This is a genomic window from Roseateles sp. (genome assembly GCF_047654785.1).
GTDB lineage: Bacteria > Pseudomonadota > Gammaproteobacteria > Burkholderiales > Burkholderiaceae_C > Pelomonas.
Map to the genome: position 1 here is coordinate 617,626 of NZ_JASGKQ010000002.1, position 20,545 is coordinate 638,170.

Here is a 20,545-nt window from a genome sequence, read left to right on the forward strand (position 1 = left end):
CCACAATTCCCCGATGGCATCCCCTCGATTCACCTGCAGCGTCGCGGTGCAGGCGCTGCCCGAGCAGACCCACCTTGAACAAGGCCTGTACGCCTTCAGCTACACCGTCACCGTCGCCAACACCGGCGACGTGCTGGCCCAGCTGATCGGCCGGCACTGGGAGATCAGCGACGCGCGCGGCCAGGTGCAGGTGGTGGATGGCCTGGCCGTCGTGGGCCACCAGCCGGTGCTGGCGCCGGGCCAGAGCTTCCAGTACAGCTCGTGGGCGCAGATCGGCACGCCGCAGGGCAGCATGCGCGGCCGCTTCCTGTGCGTGACCGAGGGCTGCGAGATCTTCCACGCCGAGGTCGCCGAGTTCCTGCTCGCCGACAGCGCGTCCCTGCATTGAACTGGGACCTCACCGCGCTGCTGAACGCCGCCGACCCGCAGGCGGCGCTGGCCGAGCGCAACCTGTGGCTGGTGCGGCTGCTGGAGTGGCTGCGCCATGCGCCGGGCGAGGACGCGGCCGCCGCGCCGCGTCCCGTGGTGCGGCCGGTCGTGCGGCTCAAGCACCTGCTGAACGTGCTGGAGCGCCACCCCGAGCACGCCTGGGCGTTCGCCGAGGTGATCGCCGGGGTGTGGAACGACGTGGACGCCGTCAGCCTGTTTGCCGAGGTGGGTTTCGCGCCGCGCATGGCGCTGTGGCACGAGTTCCTCGGCCGGCTGCGCCGCCGCCTGCTGCCGCACACCACCGACACGCGCGACCTGGCCGAGCTGTTCGAGCTGCTGTTCGGCGACGAGACCGACGAGGACTGGATCGCCGCGATCGACGACGAGCTGCTCGGCCGGCTGAGCCTGCTGTTCCGCGCCGCGCCGGACGACGGCTGGCGCGTCGAGATGCGCGCCGCCGTCACCGTGCTGGTCAGCAGCGTGCACGCGGCCGGCCTGGCCGGGGCGCTGCGCGCGCGCATGGACGGCCCGCTGCTGCAGGACAAGCCCTTCCACCAGCTGCCCGCCGCGTGGGAGGCCGTGGAGCGCGTGCTGCAGCACCGCGGCGAGGACGGCGCCGGCGACGCGCTGGCCCCGGCGCTGCAATACCTGCGCGCGCTGCTGGACCGCTGCCGCGCCGCCGCGCTGACGGTGCCCGCGCACCTGGAGGTGCACGGCGTGTCGGTGGACCTGATGTTCTCCGTAGAGCAGCTGACGGCGCGGCTGGATCGCATCGAGGCGCTGCTGTCCTGCCTGGTGTCGCCGCAGCCGCAGCGCGAGCTGCTGCGGCTGGTGGCCGGCCTGGTGCGCGTGGTGCACGAGCGGCGCAGCCTGCGCACGCTGTTCTCGCGGCACTACTCGCTGCTGGCGCGCAAGGTGGCCGAGCGCAGCGCCGAGACCGGCGAGCACTACATCACCCGCAACCGCGCCGAGTACCGCGACATGCTCAGGCGCGCGGCCGGCGGCGGCGCCGTCATCGCCGGCACCACCTTCGCCAAGTTCTTCATCGCGCTGCTGGGCTTCACGGCGTTCTGGGGCGGCTTCTGGGCCGGCGTGAACTACGCGCTGAGCTTCGTGCTCATCCACCTGCTGCACTGGACGGTGGCCACCAAGCAGCCGGCCATGACCGCGCCCGCGATGGCCGACAAGCTGCTCTACATCGACCGCGACGACGGCCTGCAGGGCTTCGTCGACGAGGTGACGCACCTGACGCGCTCGCAGGTGGCCGGCATCCTCGGCAACCTCGCGCTGGTCGCGCCGCTGGTGCTGGCGGTGCAGGGGCTGTGCTGGCTGGTCTTCGGCGCGCCGCTGGTGGGCGACAAGGAGGCGCACTACGTGCTGCACTCGCTGGACCTGTTCGGCCCGTCGCTGCTGTTCGCCGCGTTCACCGGCACGCTGCTGTTCGCGTCCAGCCTGGTCGCCGGCTGGGTGGAGAACTGGTTCGTGTTCCACCGGCTGGACAGCGCCATCGCCTGGAACCCGCGCATCGTCGCCATCTTCGGCCAGGCGCGCGCGCAGCGCTGGTCGCGCTGGTGGCGGGCCAACATCTCCGGCGTCGCCGCCAACACCAGCCTCGGGCTGATGCTGGGCCTGGCGCCCGCGCTGCTGGGCTTCCTGGGGCTGGGCCTGGAGGTGCGCCACGTCACGCTCGCCACCGGCCAGCTGGCAGCGGCCGTCGGCGCGCTGGGCGTGGGCGTGATGGCGACGTGGGCGTTCTGGTCCTGCGTGCTGTGCATCGCCGGCATCGGCGTGCTGAACGTGGGCGTGAGCTTCCTGTGCGCCTTCAAGGTCGCGCTGCGCTCGCGCGGCGTGCGGCTGGCGGACCGCCGGCGCGTCTACGCCGCGATCCGCGCGCGGCTGTGGCGCGAGCCGCTGAGCTTCCTGATCCCGCCGAAGTGAAGCCCCTCGTCCAAGGATTACCTTGGCCGGTCCCCCGAGGGGACGGCGATGCTTGCCGGATTGACCGGCAAGCACATCGCCAGAGCGGGCCGGCTTGGGAGCGGCCCGGCGCTCGGCCCGCAGATTCAAGGGATGCGGGTCACGCGACGCGCGGTCAGGCGTCGTCGCGGCGCTCGCCCTTGTTGCGGCCGGCGAACATGGTCCACCAGATGATGAAGACGAAGATCAGCAGCGCGCCGAGGGCTTCGAGGGCGAGGAGCAGCATGGCGATGTGGGCGCGTGGAGGACTGGCGGCGATTCTAGGAATGCTCGCCGCCTGCTCTTCGCCGCCGTTGCTGCCGCCGGCTGCGCCCGGGCCCGCCAAGCCCATGCCCGCGGCGGGCCGCTGGGCCGCCGCCGACTGGCGGGACCTGCCCGGCTGGGGCGGCGACGACCTGCTCGCCGCCTGGCCCGCGCTGCTGGCCGGCTGCCAGCGCCCGGCGCCCGGCTGGGCCGAGTTCTGCGCCCGCGCCGCGCTGCAGCCGCCCGGCGACCCGCTGGAGGCCGCCGCGCTGCTGATGAAGCACCTGCGCCCCTGGCGGCTGGCCGCCGGCGACGGCGAGGCCACGGGCCTGCTGACCGGCTACTTCGAGCCCCAGCTCGCCGCGCGCCGCACGCGCCAGGGCGCCTTCCAGTGGCCGCTGCATGCGCTGCCGGCCGACCCCCGGCTCCGCCGCACGCCGCGCCGCGACATGGCCGCCGACCCGCGCTTCGCGGCGCTGGAGCTGGCCTACCTGGACGACCCGTTCGGCCTGCTGCAGCTACAGATCCAGGGCTCGGGCCGGCTCGTCGTGCGCGACGCCGCGGGCGCCGAGCGCATCAGCCGCGTCGCCTGGGCGGGCCACAACGACCAGCCCTTCGCCTCCGTCGCCCAGGCCCTGCTGGCCCGCGGCGAGGTGCGCGACGCCACGCCGCAGACCCTGAGCGACTGGGCGCGCCGCAACCCGGCCAGGGTGGGCGAGGCGCTGGCCGTGAACCCGCGCGTCGTCTACTTCCGCGAGGAGCCGCTGCCGGACCCGGCGCAAGGCCCGCGCGGCGCGCAGGGCGTGCCGCTGACGCCGGGCCGCTCCGTCGCCATCGACCGCAGCCACATCGCGCTCGGCACGCCGCTGTGGCTGGACAGCACCGAGCCGCTGTCCACCACGCCGCTGCGCCGCCTCGTGTTCGCGCAGGACACCGGCAGCGCCATCCAGGGCGCCGTGCGCGCCGACCTGTTCTGGGGCTGGGGCGACGAGGCCGCGCTGCGCGCCAGCCGCACCCGGCAGCCGCTGCGGCTGTGGGCGCTGCTGCCCGCCGGCCTCATTCCGTGACCTTGACGCCCTTCCAGAACGCATAGCGGCCCTTGATCTCGGCGGCGGCGGGCAGCGGGTCGGCGTAGGTCCAGGCCGCGTCCGGGTTCATCTCGCCGTCCACCAGCAGGCTCAGGTACTTCGCCTCGCCCTTCCACGCGCAGCGGCTGACGTGGTTGCTGAAGGTCGTGTACTGCCGGTTCAGCGACTCGGCGGGGAAGTAATGGTTGCCTTCGACGACCACCGTGTCGTCGCTCTCGGCGATGGTCACGCCGTTCCAGACTGCCTTCATCGCGCTCTCCTCGAAAATGGATCCATGAAACGCTACCACTCCCACCTCGGCCGCGACATCGTCGTCACCGGCGGCAGCGCCCGCGACCTGGCGCCGGGCCAGTTCGGCGTGCTCGCCGTCGACGGCGGCGCGGGCGGCTGGTCGGTCGTCCACAAGGGGCCGGACGGCGGGGTCGTGGAGCTGAACAACGAGATGCACTTCGAGGCGCCGGAGGCCGCGCTGGCGTTCGTGAAGGAGTTGATCGGGATGATGGCGCCCTAAACTCGCCGCCATGCGCCCCTCCGCCGCCCTCGCTCGCCAGCGTGCCGCCGTGCGCGAGGCGGCGGGGCGCTTCCGCGCCGCCAACCCGCGCGTGTTCGGCTCGGTGCTGCGCGGCACCGACACGGAGGGCAGCGACCTGGACCTGCTGGTGGATGCCCTGCCCGACGCGACCCTGTTCGACCTGGGCGGCCTGCAGCAGACGCTGGAAGACCTGCTCGGCGTGCGCGTCGATCTGGTGACGCCGGGGGACCTGCCGCAGCGCGTGCGCGCCATCGTGCTCGCGGAAGCGCAGCCAGTATGAAATCGGCCCGCCTGCCGGACTATTTGCAGCACATCCGGCAGGCGGCGCAGCGGGCGCGCGACTTCGTGGCCGGCATGACGCGTGAGGGCTTCGAGCGCGACCTGCGGACGCAACAGGCGGTCGAGATGAACCTCATCGTGATGGGCGAGGCCGCGTCCCGCGTGCTGGAGCATCACGCCGACTTCGCGCAGCGCCATCCGCAACTGCCCTGGCGCGAGATGCGCGGTATGCGCAACCGCATGGCCCACGGCTACTTCGACATCAATCTGGACGTGGTCTGGAACACCGTGCAGGCGGCGCTGCCGGCCTTGCTGGCGCAACTGGATGCCCTGCCCGCCGATGTCTGACGGCGCCTGCGGCGACGCGGGCGGCCTGACCCTCTACGGCGCCGCCGCGTCCGGCTCGGTGGCGGTGGAGGCCGCGCTGACGCTGCTGGGCTTGCCCTATGAACTCGTCGAGGGTGCGACCTGGGCCGACGCGGCGGCGCGCGAGCGCGTCGCGCCGGCCAATGCGATGCGCCAGGTGCCGACGCTGGTGTGGCCCGATGGCGAGGTCATGACCGAGAGCGCGGCCATCCTGATCCACCTCGCCGACCAGCATCCCGAGGCGCGGCTGGCGCCCGCCGTGGATGCGCCGCTGCGCCGGTCCTTCCTGCGCTGGATGCTCCACGTGTCGTCGGCCATCTACGCGCTGCACTGGATCAAGCCCGACGTGGCGCGCATCGGCGCGCCCGAGAGCCTGCGGGGCGCGGTGGTGGACGCCGTGCACGAACGCATCGCCTTCTGCTGGGCCCACATGGACGCCCAGCTCGACCCCGGCCGCCACCTGCTGGGCGACGAGCTGACGGTGCTGGACCTCTACGTCGCCGTCGTCTCCCGCTTCGGGCCGTGGCGCGAACGCTTCTACGAGGCCGCGCCGCGCATGACGCCGGCCGTGCGGCGGGTGGACGACGACCCGCGGCTGGCGGCGTTGTGGCGGGCGCGCTTCCCCGCTGGCTGACGGCGCCGCCCGCGCCCGGGCCGGGTTTCGGCCGGGTTGACAAGCCCGCCCATTCGCCTAGGATTGATCCGAATAATTGAACAATGTTCCACATATTGGAACATCCAAGGATTCCCGTGGATCAACCCAAGCCTTCGGATTCGGAGCCCGGCGCCAGGCCTCCCGGCGGCCGGCACCCGCGCGCGCTGGCGCCGGCCAACCTGCTGCTGACGCTGGGCCTGAGCGTGTTCGGCGCCATCGTCGGCATGCAGATCATGGCGGCCGTGGGCATGACGCCGGCCACCTCCATCATCGGCGCGGTGGCGGCCATGGCGCTGGCGCGCATCCCGCTCGCGCAGTTTGCGGGCTTCCGCTCGCCGCATGCGCAGAACCTGGCGCAGACCAGCATCTCCTCGGCCACCTTCGGTGCGGCCAACAGCCTGTTCCTGCCCATCGGCATTCCCTACCTGTTCGGCCTGCCGGACCTGGTGCTGCCGATGCTGGTGGGCGTGAGCCTGGCGATGCTGCTGGACGCGTGGATGCTCTACCGCCTCTTCGACACCCCGGTGTTCCCGGCGCGCAACCCGTGGCCGCTGGGCATCGCCACCGCCGAGGCCATCAAGGCGGGGGACGCCGGCGGCCGGCAGGCGCGGCTGCTGCTCGGCGGCCTGGCCGTGGGCGCGGCCGGCGCGGCGCTGGCGGTCCCGATGTCGGCGCTGGGCATCGCGCTGCTGGGCGGGCTGGCGGCGATGGTCGCCTTCGCGGTCGGGCTGCTGGTGCGGGCCTATTCACAGGCCTGGTTCCAGGTGGACATCGCGGCGCTGTACATCCCGCACGGCGTGATGATCGGCGCCGGCCTGATGGCGCTGGTGCAGGTTTCTCGGCTGGTGCTGAGTCCATCCCGCGCCCCGCAGCCGGCCGGCCCCGCGTCCGCGCGCACGGCCGGCGCCCCGGGGCAGCGCGCCGGCCGGACGCTGCGCCGGGGCGCGCTCGCCTACGGCGGCCTGACGCTGCTGCTGGCGCTGGGCACCGGCCTCCACCAGGACATGGCGCCGGGCATGCTGGCGCTGTTCGTCGTCTATGCCGCGTTCTCGGCCTTCGTGCACGAGATCATCGTCGGCATCTCGGCCATGCACGCGGGCTGGTTCCCGGCGTTCGCGGTGGCGCTGATCACGCTGCTGCTCGGCATCCTGCTGGGCCTGCCCGCGTCGGCGCTGGTGGTGCTGGCGGGCTTCACGGCCGCCACCGGCCCGGCCTTCGCCGACATGGGCTACGACCTGAAGACCGGCTACCTGCTGCGCGGCGAGGGGGCCGACCCGGCCTTCGAACGCGACGGCCGCGCCCAGCAGGCCATCGCGGCGCTGCTGGGCTTCGGCGTGGCCATCGCCGTGGTGGCGCTGTCCTATCCGGCCTTGTTCGCCGCGCATCAGTTCGCGCCGATCAACGCGGCCTACGTGGCGGCCATCAAGGCCGGCATTTCCTCCGAGACGGCGCGCACGCTGGCGCTGTGGGCCGTGCCCGGCGCGCTGCTGCAGGCGCTGGGCGGCTCGCGCCGCCAGCTGGGCGTGCTGCTGGCCACCGGGCTGCTGATCGGCGGCGTCTGGGCCGGCTGGATGGTGGCCCTGGGCCTGGTCGCGCGGCTGGCGGCCCGGGCCTGGCTGGGCGCCGGGGCCAGCGCGCGCATCGAGGTGTTCGCCGGCGGCGTCATCGCCGGCGACGCGCTCTACAGCTTCTTCCACGGCTCCAGCATGAGCATCCACCAGCGGGGTTCCAAGTGAAACGCAAACTGACGACTGACGACGCGATCGCCGCGGTGTGGGGCGGGGCCATCCTGGGCGGCGGCGGCGGCGGCTTCGTGGCGCCGGGCGAGCAGGCCGCGCGGCTGGCCATGGAGATGGGCACGCCCGAGCTGTGGAGCCTGGACGAGCTGCCGCCCGACGCGCCGACGGCCACCGTCGCGCTGGTCGGGGCGCCCGGCGCGCGCAACCCGCTGTTGGTGCCGGCCTACCTGCTGCGCAGCCTGGAACTGCTGCAGCAGCAGCTCCCGGCGGCGCTGGCGGGCTTCTACGCCTGCGAGAACGGCGCCGAGGCGACGCTGAACGGCTGGATGCAGTCGGCCGCCACCGGGCGGCCGGTGATCGACCTGGCCTGCAACTGCCGCGCCCACCCGTCCAGCGTGATGGGCGCGATGGGGCTGCACCGCGAGGCCGGCTACGTGGGCCTGCACGCCTATGCCGGCGGGCGCCCGGCGCAGTATGTCGAGGGCGTCGTGCGCGGCAGCCTGGACGGCATTTCCAGCATCGTGCGCCATGCGTCGGTGCAGGCCGGCGGCGCGGTGGCCGTGGCGCGCAATCCGGTGCCCCTGGATTACGCCGCGCGGCACGGGTCGCCCGGCGCGGTCAGCCTGGCCATCGACCTCGGCCGGGCCTTCCTGGACGGCGGCCTCGAGGCCGCGATGCGGATGCTGGGCGCCAGCGTGGTGGCCGAGGGGACGGTGCGGGACTGCCGCTGCGAGCAGCGGGCCGGCCTGGACCATGGCCGGGTGCTGCTGGACGACGCGGCGCGGACCGAGCTGCTGCTGATCAACGAGTACATGCTGCTGGAGCAGCGCGGCGAGCGCGTGGCCGCCTTCCCGGACCTGCTGACCACCTTCGGCGCCGACGGCCTGCCGGTGGCCTCGGCCGACGTGAAGGTGGGCGACCGCCTGCGCGTGCTGCGCGCGCCGGCCGCGCGGCTGCCGCTGGCCGCGACGATGTTCATGCCCGAGCTGTACGCGCATCTCGAAGCCATGCTGGGCAAGCCGTTCGCGCCGCAGCCCGCGAGCGCCTGACGCCGCCGCAGGGCGGGACTCCTATGATCCCAGCCCCGCAAAAGCCCGAAGGAGCCGCCTCTTGAGCACCCTTGCGAACGCCATGGACGTGCTGAAGCTGATCGTGCGTCTGCGCCGCGACATCACGGTGACCGATCTGGTGACCGCGCTCGGCTACCCGAAGAGCTCGGCATCGCGCACGCTGAGCCAGATGGCCGCGCATGGTTTCCTGGAGCGCGACGCGGTGACCAAGGCCTACCGGCCCGGCCTGCTGGTGGTGGAGGCGGGCCATCAGTTCCGCGTCGGCGGCAGCGTCCTGCCGCTGCTCGAAGAGGCGCTGGAGCAGTTGGTGGGGGCCACCGGCTTCACCGGCTACCTCGGCGTGCTGCGGGGGGCCGAGATCCTGGTCGTGCAGATGCGCGCGGGCGCCCAGCCGCTGCAGGTCTACACGCCGCCGGGCACCAGCGGCCCGGCCGCCTTCACGTCCATGGGCCGGGCGCTGCTCGCGCGCCTGAGCGACGCGGAGGTGCTGGCGCTGGTCGGCCGCAAGTTCGACCGCCCGCCGGGCAGCGCGCCGAAGACGCCGCGGGAACTGCTCGACCGCCTGGCGCAGACGCGCCGCGACGGCTGGAACGAGTCGCGCGGCGAGTCGCTGGCCGAGGTCTACGGCATCGCGTCGTCGGTGCGGGACCCCAGCACCGGCGAGGCCTACGGCATCGGCCTGGCCATCCCGCCGGGGGAGGGCATCGACGCGCTGTTCGAGCGCTGCGTCGTGCGGGTGCGCGATGCCGCCAGCGGGGTCGGTCGCCGCATCGGCGATCCGTACTGGCTGCAGATGGGGGGCTGAGAACAGGTTCCAAGGGATGGCGGATCAGTCCAGCACGACCTCGGTGCGCACCCGGCCGGCGCGCGCCGCGTGGGCGCTGAGCGCCAGGCGCGTGCCCCGGGGTGCGCGCACGATCCACTCGCCGACGGCGCGGTCGGCGGTCACCTCGCGCACGGGGGCCGCGGCATGCTGGGTCTGCCTGGGGGCGTGGCCGTCCAGCTGCGGCCCCTCCATGCGCGGCTTGCCGCTGACCAGGCCGACGGCCGGGTCGTCCGCCGGCAGGTGGATTTGGAAGACCACGCCCCGCACGATCTTGCGCTCCAGCGCGCGCTGCATCACGTAGGTCGGCAGGTAGCCGCCGTTGGCCACCGCCAGCCGGACGCGCCAGGTGTCCGCACCCAGCGCCTGCACCTCGGCGCGCAGCAGCTCCAGCCGGGGCAGGGACAGCGCGACCTGGTTCAGCCAGGCGGGAAAGCGCGCCACCTCGGGCTCGCGCAGGTGCGGCGGCGGGTTGCGCCGGAAGTTCATGCGGTCCCAGCCGCCGATCTCCACCGCGCCGAGCTGGGGATGCTGGAAGGGCCGCCAGTCCACGTGGGCCTGGCCGCCGCACTGCTCGTCGCTCCAGCGGAGCAGCTTGAGGTCGTCTTCCACCGGGTGGTCGCGGAACCAGTCCATCCACTTGTACCCCTGGATGCCGGCCTCGCGGTTGGGCGACCACAGCTCGACGACCCAGCACAGCGCGCCGAGGTGCTCGTAGAGCCAGTCCTGGCCGCCGCTGAGCGTTTCCTTCGGGTGGTACTTGAAGTCGTGCCAGATGCTCAGCGCCGGGTAGCCGGTGGCCTGGCTGCCGAGTTCCGAGAAGCGCTGGTAGCGCCACAGGTCCTCGGCGGCCATGTCCTCGTCCTTGCCGCCGCTGAGCGGCCGCAGGATCACGCCGCTGTGCGTGTGGAAGCTGATGGCGGCGCCGATGTTGGGGTGGGCGATGACGAAGTCCACCATCGCGCGCACCTCGGGCTCGCTGGTCGGGTACGGGCCGGCGCCGGGCTGCTGGTAGTCCTGCCGCCAGCCGGCGGGGAAGTTGCGGTTGAGGTCCAGGCCTTCCTTGTCCTTGTTGACGGTGAGGGTCAGGCCGTCGTAGTCCTTGACGAAGCCCTCGGGCATGAGCCGGTAGTACTCGCCGCCGAATTCGCCAGGCTGGCGCGCCACCAGCAGGCGCGGCTCGGCCGGGTGCTTCCTGTAGCCGCCGTGGGGGTCGGGGACGCGCATGTGCAGGATGCGGCCGTCGCCGTCCACGTCCTCGACGCTGAGGCCGTCGACCGGATCCTCGTCGAAGGGGTAGGCGCGCGTGCTCGACCGGATGTGGCGCGGCCGGTCGGCCAGCGCCAGCTCCGCGCCGTCGGGGTTGAGGCGCGGCACCAGGTAGACGGCGCGCGTGTCCAGCAGCTGCGTGACCTGCGGGTCGCTGCCGTGGCCGCTGACCAGCCGGTGCAGGTAGTACAGGCAGGCCGTCGAGGCGGTCAGCTCGGCGGCGTGGATGTTGCCGTCCACCCAGAAGGCGGGCTTGTCCTCGTCCGCGCCGGTGGCGGTGTTGGTCAGCACGACGACCCAGATGTCGCGGCCTTCGTGGCTGCGCCCCATCGAACGGACGCTGACCAGCCCCGGCCGCGCCTCGGCATAGGCGAACAGCAGGGCGGTCAGCGGCTCGTGGCGCAGGAACTCGTCGAAGCGGGGGGTGGGCAGCGGGGGCATGGCGTCATCCGGCCTTCACATCTTGACACTGAGTTCGATGCCCACCACCCGCGGCGTGCCCCGGGAGCCGATCGCGTCGATGGGCGCGCCCCAGCCGTTGTAGGTCTTGCCGTTGACGTCGGCGTAGTAGAAGCGGTTGCCGAGGTTGCGGCCGTAGAGCGTGGCGGACCAGCGGTCCCGGGCGTCGCGCACGCCCAGCCGTGCGTTCAGCAGCGTCACGCCGTCGGAGACGAGCACGTTGTCCGGGTGCCAGTACTTGCGGCTGCGCACCTCGACGTCCAGGCGCGCCTGCCCCGCCAGCCCCTGGCCCAGCGCGGTGCTGTACTGTGCGCCGAAGGTGGCCTTCCACGGCGAGTTCTTGGGCGTGTGGTTGCCCACGGTGGCGGGTTCCGCCGCGTTGGCCTTGATGCGGCTGCCGGCCAGGCCCAGGCCGCCGTCGAACTCCAGCCCCTGCGCGGCCAGGTAGCGGAAGTCCAGGTCCAGGCCCTTGATCGTCACCTTGTCGATGTTGCCGATGCGGCCGGACAACACCGGGCCGGGCAGCACCTTGATGTAGAAGTACTGGAAGTCGGTGGAGTGCGAGTAGAAAGCCGCGGCATTCAGGCTCAGCCGCCCGTCCAGGAAGCTGCCCTTGTAGCCCGCTTCGAGGTTGCGCAGGTTCTCGGCCTTGAAGACCGGGTTGTCCGCCGCCGTCGTGTTGAAGCCGCCCGAGCGGAAGCCGGTGCTGTAGGTGGCGTAGCCCAGGGCCTCGGCGCCGAGCTTGCGGGTCAGCGTCAGCTTGGGCTGCCAGGCGTCGAAGCCGGCGTCGACCGTGGTGTTGCCGTTCAACAGGTCGATGCGCTGGCGGGCATCGTGGTCGTAGCGCAGCCCGGCGGCCAGCTTGGTGAGCGGGTCGAGGTCGTACTCGATCTGGCCGAACACGGCCGAAGCCTTGTTCTTGAAGTCGTTGCGGCGCGTGGTGGGCACGCTCTCGTACTGCCAGGGCAGGCCGGTCGTGTCGGCGTAGGACTTCTCGGTCCAGTCCAGGTCCTTGGCCAGGTAGTACAGGCCGGCGATCCAGCGCAGCGGCCGGTCGCCGGGCGAGGTCAGGCGGATTTCCTGGCTGGTCATGCGGATGCGCCGGTCCTTGCCCTGGCCGCGGCTGAGGGGGCCGGCGATGCCGCCCAGCGGGTCGTCGGGGTTGGAGAAGTCGCCGTCGCTGGCGAATTTCTCGGTGAGCCGGGTGTGGTTGGTGATCGCGGTCAGCGTGCCCAGCCGGGTCTCCACATCGGCCTTGAAGGTGAACTCGTCCGTGCCGCCGACGGACTGGCCCAGCACGTTCGAGGTCGGCGCGTAGCGCGCGTTCAGGTTGCCGTCGCGGATCAGGTTGTCCCAACTGGCGCCGGCCTGGAAGCGGTTGGTGCTGGCGCGGAAGTCCAGCTGCACGTCTTCGGACGCCAGCACCATGAGCTTGGCGCGCAATGTGTTGTCGTGGCCGATGGGGTCGGCCTTGGCATTGCGGTAGCTGTTGGTGACGAGGCCGTGGGAGGTCTTGCTCTGGCCGACGATGCGGAACAGCACCTTGTCCTTCACCAGCGCGCCGCTGACGCCGCCGTTCAGGTCCACCGTGTTGCCGGTGCTGTAGTCCAGCTTGGCGAAGCCCTGCAGCTCGTTGGCGGGCTGCTTGGTGTCGATCACGATCGCGCCGCCGACGGCGTTGCGCCCGTACAGCGAGCCCTGCGGGCCCTTCAGCACCTCGATGCGGGCCACGTCGACCAGGTTCATCTTGAGCTGCTTCTGGTCGTTCTGCGGCACGCCGTCCACCACCACGGCCACCGGCGAATCGGCGTTGTTGATCTCCGAGACGCCGCGGATCACGACGAAGGAGTTGCCGTAGGTGAAGGACTGGTCGAAGGACACGTTGGGCGTCAGGTCCATGAAGTCCTGCGTGCTCTTGATGCCGGCGTCCTCGATCTGCCGGGCGCTGAAGGCCTTCACCGCGACCGGCACGCTCTGCAGCATCTCCTTGCGGCCCTGCGAGGTCACGACGACCTGCTCCAGCTTGTTGCTGCGGGCCTCGGTGGCCGGGGGCGGCGCGCCGGCGGCGGTGTCCTGGGCGCTGGCGCCCGCGCTCATCAGCGCGATCGCGCTGGCCAGGCAATGGCGTCGAAAACTCGTGCTCATGATGACTCCATGTCGCTTCAGGGATGGATGGATGGGGCCGGGGCGAAGCGCTGGCCCAGCGTGGCTTCGAGCGGTGCGTACAGCTCCGCCATGAACATCGTGGCCGCCAGCGGCAGGCGGGCGGCCGGCGCATGCAGCACGCGCAGGCGGTCGCCCACGCGCACGTCGGCGGACACGACGGGCCGCCCCTCGGCATCGAAAGTGGTCAGCAGGTCCGGGAAGGCGGCCATGCGCTCGCCGTGCTGCTCCAGCAGCATGTATTCGTTGATCAGCGGCAGCCGCGTCCGGGCGTCGTCGTCGAGCACGACGACGCCCACGTCCAGCCCCGCCACCTGCTCGCAGCGGTAGCTGGCCACGGTGCCCTCGGCGCGGACGCTGCCGCCGAGGAAGCGCGCCGCGGCGTCGAGGCCGCCGTCGAGGTAGGCCCGGCCCAGGTCGATGGCGAAGCTGATCGCACCGGGCGCGCCATGCCGCGCGGCGTGGCCGATGGTGACCGGGTTGCGGGCCACCGCGACCGCGCCGCCGGCCTGCACCGACGCATGCCGCGCGATGCTGGCCACGCCGTCCATCGCGCCGCGCGCGACGCCCTCCAGGTAGCGCTGTGGCGCGCCGCCGGCGAAGGCCTGCAGCGCGACGTAGCCGGACTCCCGGTGCAGGCCCATCGCGCCCATCACGCTGGACGGATGGGCGCGGCCGTTGCACGCGAAATCCAGCATCGGGAGGCCCAGCGCCGCGGCCTGGCCCCAGCCGTTGACCGTGGTCTCGGCACCGTTCTCGTTGGTGTGCAGCGCGGCGAGCCGGCCGGGCAGCTGCCGCTGCAGCAGCTCGATGGCCCGCATCCGGTGCTCCGGCGGCACCTTGGGGTCCGGCGACCCCGGCGCGCCGACCAGGGCGACCGTGGCGGTCAGCGCGTCGGCGTCGAACTCGTCCACGCTCCACAACGCCACGCTGCCGGCCTGCAGCGCCTGCCGCGCCGCGAGTTCCCCGGCCGCGACGAAGCCGCCGCCGCCGCCGCCCAGAATGGCGCCGCCCCACACGGCGGCCTGCACATCGTCTTCCGTCAGCCTGCGCTTCATCGCATCCACCCGTTCAAGAGTTCCAAATATTGGAACAAAGTCCAATAATTTGGATCTGATGCTAGGACGGTGCTCCGGCCTGTCAAGCCTGGGTTTCTGCGGAGGCGGGCAGGCGGCGGCCGGGCGGTGGCGGCGCCTTCGATCTGGAGGGGGCGTCAGGCCGGCGTCGCGCGGGCCGGGTGCGGGCGGCGGGGCGGCCCGGCGCTCACACCTGCCCGCCCGCCTTCGCGCCCTTGCCCTGCAGCACCGGCGCGTCCGGCATGCCCAGCAGGTCGGCCGCCAGGGCCTCGGCCACTTCGATGCCGTCGACGCCGGCCGACATGATCCCGCCCGCGTAGCCGGCGCCCTCGCCGGCCGGGAACAGCCCGCGCACGTTGACGCTCTGGTAGTCGCGCCCGCGGTTGATGCGCAGCGGGCTGGACGTGCGCGTCTCCACGCCGGTCAGCACCGCGTCCGGGCGGTCGAAGCCGCGGATCTGGCGGGCGAAGGCGGGCAGGGCCTCGCGGATCGCGTCCAGGCAGTAGGCCGGCAGCGAGCCGCGGCCTTTTTGCTGCAGGTCGGTCAGCGTGACGCCGGGCTTGTAGCTCGGCGCCACGTCGCCGAACTCGCGGCTGACCTGGCGCTTGACGAAGTCGCCCACCAGCGAACCCGGCGCCAGGTAGCCGCCGCCGCCCAGCTCGTAGGCGCGGCTTTCCCAGAGGCGCTGGAAGGCCATGCCGTCGAGAGGATTCACGGGGCTGCCGTCGCGCTTGCCATCCTGCCGGTAGTCCTCGGGCGTCAGGCCGACGACGATGCCGGCGTTGGCGTTGCGCTCGGCGCGCGAGTACTGGCTCATGCCGTTGGTGACGACGCGGTCGGGCTCGCTGGTCGCGGCGACGACGGTGCCGCCGGGGCACATGCAGAAGCTGTAGACCGAGCGGCCGTTCTTCGCGTGGTGGACGAGCTTGTAGTCGGCCGCGCCGAGGATGGGGTGGCCGGCGCTGGGGCCGAAGCGCGCGGCGTCGATCAGGCTCTGCGGGTGCTCGATGCGGTAGCCGATCGAGAAGGGCTTGGCTTCCATCTGCACGCCGCGCGCGTGCAGCATCGTGAACGTGTCGCGCGCACTGTGGCCGAGCGCGATGACGACGTGGGTCGTGCCGATCTGCTCGCCGGACGCCAGCTGCACGCCGCGCACCGCGCCGTCCTCGATCAGCAGGTCGGTCATCTTCTGCTGGAAGCGGATCTCGCCGCCCAGCGCCTCGATCTCGGCGCGCATCTTGATGATCATGCTGACGAGGCGGAAGGTGCCGATGTGCGGCTTGCTGACGAACAGGATCTCTTCCGGCGCGCCGGCCTTGACGAACTCGGCCAGCACCTTGCGCGTCAGGTGGCGCGGGTCGGAGATCTGGCTGTAGAGCTTGCCGTCCGAGAAGGTGCCGGCGCCGCCCTCGCCGAACTGCACGTTCGATTCGGGGTCCAGCTTCCGCTCGCGCCACAGGCCCCAGGTGTCCTGCGTGCGCTCGCGCACGGCCTTGCCGCGTTCCAGCACGATGGGCCGCAGGCCCATCTGCGCCAGGATCAGCGCGGCGAACAGGCCGCACGGCCCGAAGCCGACGACGACCGGGCGTGGCCCGGCGTACTCGCCGACCTGGGCCAGGAAGCGGTAGCCGGTGTCGGGCGTGGGCCGGACCTGGTGGTCGCCGGCGAAGCGGGCCAGCACCGCGGCCTCGTCCACCCCGGCGGCCAGCGTGCAGTCCAGCGTGTAGACGAGCTGGATGTCGCTGCGCTTGCGCGCGTCGTAGCCGCGGCGGGCGACGTGGAGGCCGGCCAGTTCGGCGTCGGCCAGCTTCAGCCGGGCCAGCGCGGCCGGGCGCAGCGCGTCCTCGGCGTGGTTCAGCGGCAGGCGGAGTTCGTTGATGCGGATCATGGTCAGCGGATGCGGGCGTGGGGGCCTCATCCTCTTTGGTCAGTGTCGAGCCGACAAAAACAAACAGGCCCCTCGGGGCCTGTGTGCGGTGGACCTCCAGGCGGTCGGCCCGGCGATCAGCCCGAGTGCGGGCGCTTGCCCGGGTTCTTCTTGGAGCGGGTGTGCGAGCCGCGCTCCAGGCTGCGCAGCTGGCCCTTGCCGGCGGTGAAGGTCACGCCCTTGGGGGCGACGGGGCGGGGGGTGGCGCGGCGGTCCGCTTCGGTGATGATCTTGTTGCCCATGAGTGGCTCCAGTGAAACAAGCCCACAGCAGGGGCGTTACGGCGACGAAAGGCGCGGATTTTAGCCTGCGGCCCGCCAGGCCTCAAAGTCCGGCCGGTCCATGGGCCTGGCCACCAGGTAGCCCTGCACCAGGTCGCAGCCGCAGGCCTGGACGGCAGCCAGCTCGCGCTCGTTCTCCACGCCCTCGGCCGTCACGGTCAGGCCCAGGCCCTGGCCCACGCCGACGATGGACTTCAGCAGCGCCTGCCGGCGCGGGTCGCCGTCCACGTCCTGCACGAAGCTGCGGTCGATCTTCAGCTCGTCCACCGGCAGGTGCTGCAGGTAGGCGAGCGAGGACTGGCCGGTGCCGAAGTCGTCGATGGCCAGGCTGACGCCCCAGCTCCTGAGCGCGTGCAGCACGGAGATGGGGTCGGTGCCGCTGGCCATCAGGCCGGTCTCGGTCACCTCCAGCTGCAGCTGGCCGGGGTCCACGCGGTACTGGACCAGCAGCGCGGCCAGGCGGGCGGGCAGGGTCTGGTCCTGGATGTCCAGCGTCGAGATGTTGACGGCGATGGACAGCGGCTCGCGGCCGGCGGCGGCCCAGTCGGCCAGCGTGCGCACGGCGCGGGCCAGCATCCAGTCGGTGACCTGGCGGATGCGGCCGCTGCGTTCGGCGAAGGGGATGAACTCGGCCGGCGGCAGCCAGCCGCGCTGCGGGTGCCGCCAGCGCACCAGCGCCTCGGCGCCGGTGATGCGGCCGGTCCTCAGGCAGCGCTTGGGCTGCAGGAACTGGCGCAGCTGGTCCTGCTGGACGGCGGTGGCCAGGTCGGACAGCAGGCTCAGGTGCAGCGCCCGCGCGGCCTCGGCGTCGGCGCTGTAGACGGCCACCGGCTGGCGCAGCCGCTTGGCCTCGAACATCGCCTGCTCGGCGCGGCGCAGCAGGGTCTCGGTGTTGGCCGCGTGCTCGGGCCAGTGGGCCACGCCGAGCGACACGGACAGGTCCAGCGCCTGGCCCTGCCAGGAGAGCTTGTGCTCCACCTCCTCGCGCAGCTGCGCGGCGAGCACGGTGCCGTGGTCCAGCCGCAGCACCGGCGCCAGCGCGGCGAAGGTGCCGCCGGCCAGCCGTCCGTAGGCGGCCACGCCCTCGAACAGCGTCCGGATCTTGGCGGCCGCGCCCTGCAGCAGCGCGTCGCCGGCCTCGAAGCCCAGCACGCCGTTGACGGCCTTCAGCCGGTCCACGTCGATGCAGATCAGCACGGCCAGCTGCTCGCGCTCGGGCAGGTTGGCCAGCAGGCGGTCGCCGTCGGCGATGAAGCGGGCGCGCTGCGGCAGGCCGGTCAGCAGGTCCACGTCGGCGAGCTGGCGCAGCTCGGCCTCGCGCTCGCCCACGGCGGCGGCCATGGTGTTCATCGCGGAGGCCATGTGGCCCACCTCGTCGGCGGCGTCCACGTCGATGCGGTGGCCGTACTGGCCCTGGGCGATGCGCTCGGCGCCGGCCTCGGCGCGCTTCAGCGGCGCGGTGATGGAGCGCGTGACGCCCACCGCCAGCAGCACGCCGCCGACCAGCGCGGACAGGCACAGCGCCAGCACGCCGGCCCGGTCGGCGTCGATCTGGTCGCGCAGCTCGCGCGCCATCGCGGTGCCGGCGCGGTCCTCGCTGGTGGCCAGCTGGTGGATGGCGCCGACGAGCTGCGACAGCGCCGCCTCGGTGTCGCTGCCCAGCAGCGCGCGGGCGGCCTGGAACTCGTCGCCTTCGATCAGGTCGCGCACCGCGATGTAGCTGGCGCGGTACGCGGCCAGGCGCTCGCGCACGTCGCCCAGGCGCTCGCTGCGCGGCCCCGGCGGCAGCACCAGGGACAGGCGTCGCATGGCGTCGTCCAGCCGCTCGCTGGCGGCGGCGATGTCGCCGTAGGCGGCCACGCGCAGCCCGGCGTCGGGGCTCATCAGCACCAGCAGCTTGCGGGTCGCGGCCTCGGCGCTGCGGTTGATCTCGTTGACCGAGTGCCGGACGACGGCCTGCTCGTCGACGATGCGGTTCAGCGCCTCGGACAGCCCGGCGAGCCGGTACATGGACAGCGCCGCCAGCGCCAGCAGCAGCAACAGCAGCAGCGCGAACGCCAGGCCCAGCCGGGTGCGGATGCGCAGCCGCCGGGACAGGCGGCTCAGCGGCCGGGCCGAAGGCGTCACGGCCACGGCCTTCGCATCGGGCGCCGCGCCGCGCGGCCGCTCACACGGCGCTCCAGCGCGCCAGCAGCAGCCGCGCGGTGGCCACGTTGGTGGCGCAGGGCACGTCGTGGACGTCGCAGGCGCGCACCAGCGCGTTGATGTCGGGCTCGTGGGGCTGCGGCGTCATCGGGTCGCGCAGGAAGACCACGCCGTCCAGCCCGCCGGTCGCCAGCCGCGCGCCGATCTGCAGGTCGCCGCCCAGCGGGCCGCTGAGCATGCGCTCGATGGGCAGGCCGTGCGCCTCGGCCAGCCGGGCGCCGGTGGTGCCCGTGGCCAGCAGCGTGCAGCGGCGCAGCAGCGGCAGGAAGTCGCCGGCCAGGGCGATCATGGCGTCCTTCTTGCCGTCGTGGGCGATCAGAGCGAGCTTCATGGGTGGGCGAGGGGAGAGGGCCGCAAAGCGGCGACGTTACACGCGCTTCAGGGCAGGACGGAGACGCGCAGCTGCAATTCGCGCTCTGGCGCGCCGGCAGCGTCAAGACTGCTCACCGTGCCGGGCGGCGCCGTGGCGCCCAGGCCGCCGGCAGCGCCGCCGACGTGCGCGACGGCCTGCCAGCGCCCCAGCGCCAGCTGCCGGGTGGCCTGCAGCACGCGGCCGTCCTCGTCCACCCGGAACTCGACCCGCACCGGCGCCCGGCCGCCCGGCCAGGTGGGCGTGACCGTGAATGCCTGCGCACCCGCGCCCGCGTGCGGCGCCGGGCGGGCGTGGAGGCGGCGCACGGCGCCCGCCGGGTCCAGCGTGACGACCGCGTCCACCTGCTGCGGCGGCGGCGCGGCCGCCGCCAGCCGCAGCATGGCGCGCTGGCCGTTCAGCACCGTCAGCCGCTGCCCGGGCGCGGGCGCGGGCGGCGCGGTGGCCGTGACGGTGCCCGGCCCGCGCGGCGAGACGGCGCCGGCCGTGCCGGCCACCCGCGCGCCGTCGCGGACGCCGGCCTGCGCCGCCGGGGCCCAGCGGCCATCGACCCAGCGCAGCTCCACCAGCAGCGTCACCGCCGGCGGCGCGGCCCGGGCGGGCCGGGCGAACAGGCTGGGCAGCAGCAGGCAGAGGCGGCGCTTCATGCCGCCGCAGCTTAGGGCGGCGCGGGCCGGGCCGGCCGCCGCAAAAGCCGGGGCCCGAACAGGTTGATCGCCAGACCGGCCAGCACCAGCGCCGCGGCCGCCAGCTTCCACGGCGGCAGCGGCTCGCCCAGCAGCAGGCTGGCCGAGCCCATGCCGAACACCGGCACCAGCAGCGCCATCGGCACGATGCGCCCGGCCGGGTGGCGGGCCAGCAGCCAGCTCCAGGCGCCGTAGCCGAACAGCGTGTTGGCGAAGGACTGCCACAGCACCGCCGCCCAGGTGCCGGCGTCGGCCGCGGCCAGCCCGGCGGCGATGCGCGGCGGCCCGTCGATCAGCAGCGCCAGCGCCAGCAGCGGCGGCACGGCGAAGGCGCTGCTCCAGACCACGTAGGCCAGCATGTCGATGCGGCCGGCGCGCTGCGTCAGCAGGTTGGCGCAGGCCCACGAGAACGCGGCGGCCAGCACCATGGCCAGGCCCAGCGGCGTGGTCGTGCCGTCGGTGTGCGCCACGATGACGGCCACGCCGCCGGCCGCCAGCGCCAGGCCCAGCCAGGTGGCGCCGGCCACGCGCTCGCCGCGCAGCCGCACGGCCAGCAGCAGCGTGAAGAACACCTGCGTCTGCACCACCAGCGAGGCCAGCCCCGGCGAGATCTGGCTGCGCATGGCCAGGTACAGCAGGCCGAACTGGCCCACGCCGATCAGCACGCCGTAGCCGGCGAGGTTGCGCCAGTCCACCTGCGGGCGGCGCAGGAAGAGGCAGGCCGGCAGCAGCGCGAAGCTGAAGCGCAGCACGGCCAGCGTCATCGGCGGCAGCGTGTGCAGCGCGTACTTGATGACGACGAAGTTGCTGCCCCAGACCGCGACGACGGCGAGGGCGAGCAGCAGGTGGCGCAGCGGCAGGGCCATCGGGCGTGCGGGGGGCGGTGGGGCGGGGAGCCGACTATGCCA

The 20,545-nt window shown here is 73.2% G+C and carries 20 protein-coding genes; 10 read left to right on the forward strand and 10 right to left on the reverse strand.

Features of this window, described 5'->3' with window-relative positions; genetic code table 11:
• The first annotated feature begins 13 nt into the window (after window positions 1-13).
• The 3 genes from apaG (at window position 14) to QM788_RS07315 (ending at window position 3,716) form a co-directional block, all read left to right on the forward strand.
• A complete protein-coding gene (apaG, locus tag QM788_RS07305; RefSeq protein ID WP_415660823.1) occupies window positions 14-388 on the forward strand; it encodes a Co2+/Mg2+ efflux protein ApaG in 375 nt (124 codons plus the stop codon).
• Window positions 385-2,367 carry a site-specific recombinase gene (locus QM788_RS07310; protein ID WP_415660824.1) on the forward strand — a complete coding sequence of 661 codons (1,983 nt, stop codon included), beginning with the start codon at window positions 385-387 and terminating at the stop codon, window positions 2,365-2,367. The genes apaG and QM788_RS07310 overlap by 4 nt, the downstream gene beginning before the upstream one ends.
• Before the next feature lie 368 nt (window positions 2,368-2,735).
• Entirely contained in the window at window positions 2,736-3,716 is a 981-nt protein-coding gene (locus tag QM788_RS07315) for an MltA domain-containing protein (RefSeq protein WP_415660825.1), read from the forward strand.
• Here QM788_RS07315 and QM788_RS07320 read toward each other — a convergent pair.
• Window positions 3,706-3,987, reverse strand: coding sequence for a DUF427 domain-containing protein (locus QM788_RS07320; RefSeq protein ID WP_415660826.1), 282 nt, complete (start codon window positions 3,985-3,987; stop codon window positions 3,706-3,708). The genes QM788_RS07315 and QM788_RS07320 overlap by 11 nt on opposite strands.
• A 24-nt stretch (window positions 3,988-4,011) precedes the next feature.
• Here QM788_RS07320 and QM788_RS07325 point away from each other — a divergent pair, with 24 nt between their 5' ends.
• From QM788_RS07325 to QM788_RS07355, 7 genes are all read left to right on the forward strand, one after another.
• Window positions 4,012-4,248, forward strand: a complete 237-nt coding sequence (locus QM788_RS07325) for a hypothetical protein (RefSeq protein WP_415660827.1) — start codon at window positions 4,012-4,014, stop codon at window positions 4,246-4,248.
• Between the two features lie 10 nt (window positions 4,249-4,258).
• The gene (locus QM788_RS07330; protein ID WP_415660828.1) at window positions 4,259-4,549 is read left to right on the forward strand and encodes a nucleotidyltransferase family protein; all 291 of its coding nucleotides are present in this window, start codon (window positions 4,259-4,261) and stop codon (window positions 4,547-4,549) included.
• The gene (locus QM788_RS07335) at window positions 4,546-4,896 is read left to right on the forward strand and encodes a DUF86 domain-containing protein (RefSeq protein ID WP_415660829.1); all 351 of its coding nucleotides are present in this window, start codon (window positions 4,546-4,548) and stop codon (window positions 4,894-4,896) included. The genes QM788_RS07330 and QM788_RS07335 overlap by 4 nt, the downstream gene beginning before the upstream one ends.
• Window positions 4,889-5,548 carry a glutathione S-transferase family protein gene (locus QM788_RS07340; protein WP_415660830.1) on the forward strand — a complete coding sequence of 220 codons (660 nt, stop codon included), beginning with the start codon at window positions 4,889-4,891 and terminating at the stop codon, window positions 5,546-5,548. Before QM788_RS07335 ends, QM788_RS07340 begins: the two co-directional genes overlap by 8 nt.
• Window positions 5,549-5,664: 116 nt before the next feature.
• The gene (locus tag QM788_RS07345) at window positions 5,665-7,305 is read left to right on the forward strand and encodes an OPT/YSL family transporter (RefSeq protein ID WP_415660831.1); all 1,641 of its coding nucleotides are present in this window, start codon (window positions 5,665-5,667) and stop codon (window positions 7,303-7,305) included.
• Window positions 7,302-8,357: a DUF917 family protein gene (locus tag QM788_RS07350; protein ID WP_415660832.1), complete on the forward strand. Its 1,056-nt coding sequence runs from the start codon at window positions 7,302-7,304 to the stop codon at window positions 8,355-8,357. The genes QM788_RS07345 and QM788_RS07350 overlap by 4 nt, the downstream gene beginning before the upstream one ends.
• Before the next feature lie 61 nt (window positions 8,358-8,418).
• Window positions 8,419-9,183 (forward strand): IclR family transcriptional regulator, encoded by a 765-nt coding sequence (locus tag QM788_RS07355; protein WP_415660833.1) that lies wholly within the window; start codon window positions 8,419-8,421, stop codon window positions 9,181-9,183.
• A 24-nt stretch (window positions 9,184-9,207) separates the two neighbouring features.
• Here QM788_RS07355 and QM788_RS07360 read toward each other — a convergent pair whose 3' ends face one another.
• The 9 genes from QM788_RS07360 to QM788_RS07400 form a co-directional block, all read right to left on the reverse strand.
• Window positions 9,208-10,911, reverse strand: a complete 1,704-nt coding sequence (locus tag QM788_RS07360; RefSeq protein WP_415660834.1) for a M14 family metallopeptidase — start codon at window positions 10,909-10,911, stop codon at window positions 9,208-9,210.
• Window positions 10,912-10,926: 15 nt separating this feature from the next.
• On the reverse strand, window positions 10,927-13,074 hold the full coding sequence (locus QM788_RS07365; RefSeq protein WP_415660835.1) for a TonB-dependent receptor: 2,148 nt from the start codon (window positions 13,072-13,074) through the stop codon (window positions 10,927-10,929).
• 17 nt (window positions 13,075-13,091) lie between these two features.
• A complete protein-coding gene (locus QM788_RS07370; RefSeq protein WP_415660836.1) occupies window positions 13,092-14,150 on the reverse strand; it encodes a DUF917 family protein in 1,059 nt (352 codons plus the stop codon).
• Between the two features lie 205 nt (window positions 14,151-14,355).
• Window positions 14,356-16,056 (reverse strand): NAD(P)/FAD-dependent oxidoreductase, encoded by a 1,701-nt coding sequence (locus tag QM788_RS07375; RefSeq protein ID WP_415660837.1) that lies wholly within the window; start codon window positions 16,054-16,056, stop codon window positions 14,356-14,358.
• 116 nt (window positions 16,057-16,172) lie between these two features.
• Window positions 16,173-16,337: a hypothetical protein gene (locus QM788_RS07380; protein WP_415660838.1), complete on the reverse strand. Its 165-nt coding sequence runs from the start codon at window positions 16,335-16,337 to the stop codon at window positions 16,173-16,175.
• A gap of 60 nt (window positions 16,338-16,397) precedes the next feature.
• Entirely contained in the window at window positions 16,398-18,503 is a 2,106-nt protein-coding gene (locus QM788_RS07385; protein WP_415660839.1) for a putative bifunctional diguanylate cyclase/phosphodiesterase, read from the reverse strand.
• Between the two features lie 40 nt (window positions 18,504-18,543).
• Window positions 18,544-18,912, reverse strand: a complete 369-nt coding sequence (locus tag QM788_RS07390) for a methylglyoxal synthase (protein ID WP_415660840.1) — start codon at window positions 18,910-18,912, stop codon at window positions 18,544-18,546.
• A 47-nt stretch (window positions 18,913-18,959) separates the two neighbouring features.
• Window positions 18,960-19,598 (reverse strand): hypothetical protein, encoded by a 639-nt coding sequence (locus QM788_RS07395; RefSeq protein ID WP_415660841.1) that lies wholly within the window; start codon window positions 19,596-19,598, stop codon window positions 18,960-18,962.
• Between the two features lie 11 nt (window positions 19,599-19,609).
• A complete protein-coding gene (locus tag QM788_RS07400) occupies window positions 19,610-20,503 on the reverse strand; it encodes an EamA family transporter (RefSeq protein WP_415660842.1) in 894 nt (297 codons plus the stop codon).
• Window positions 20,504-20,545 lie beyond the last annotated feature (42 nt).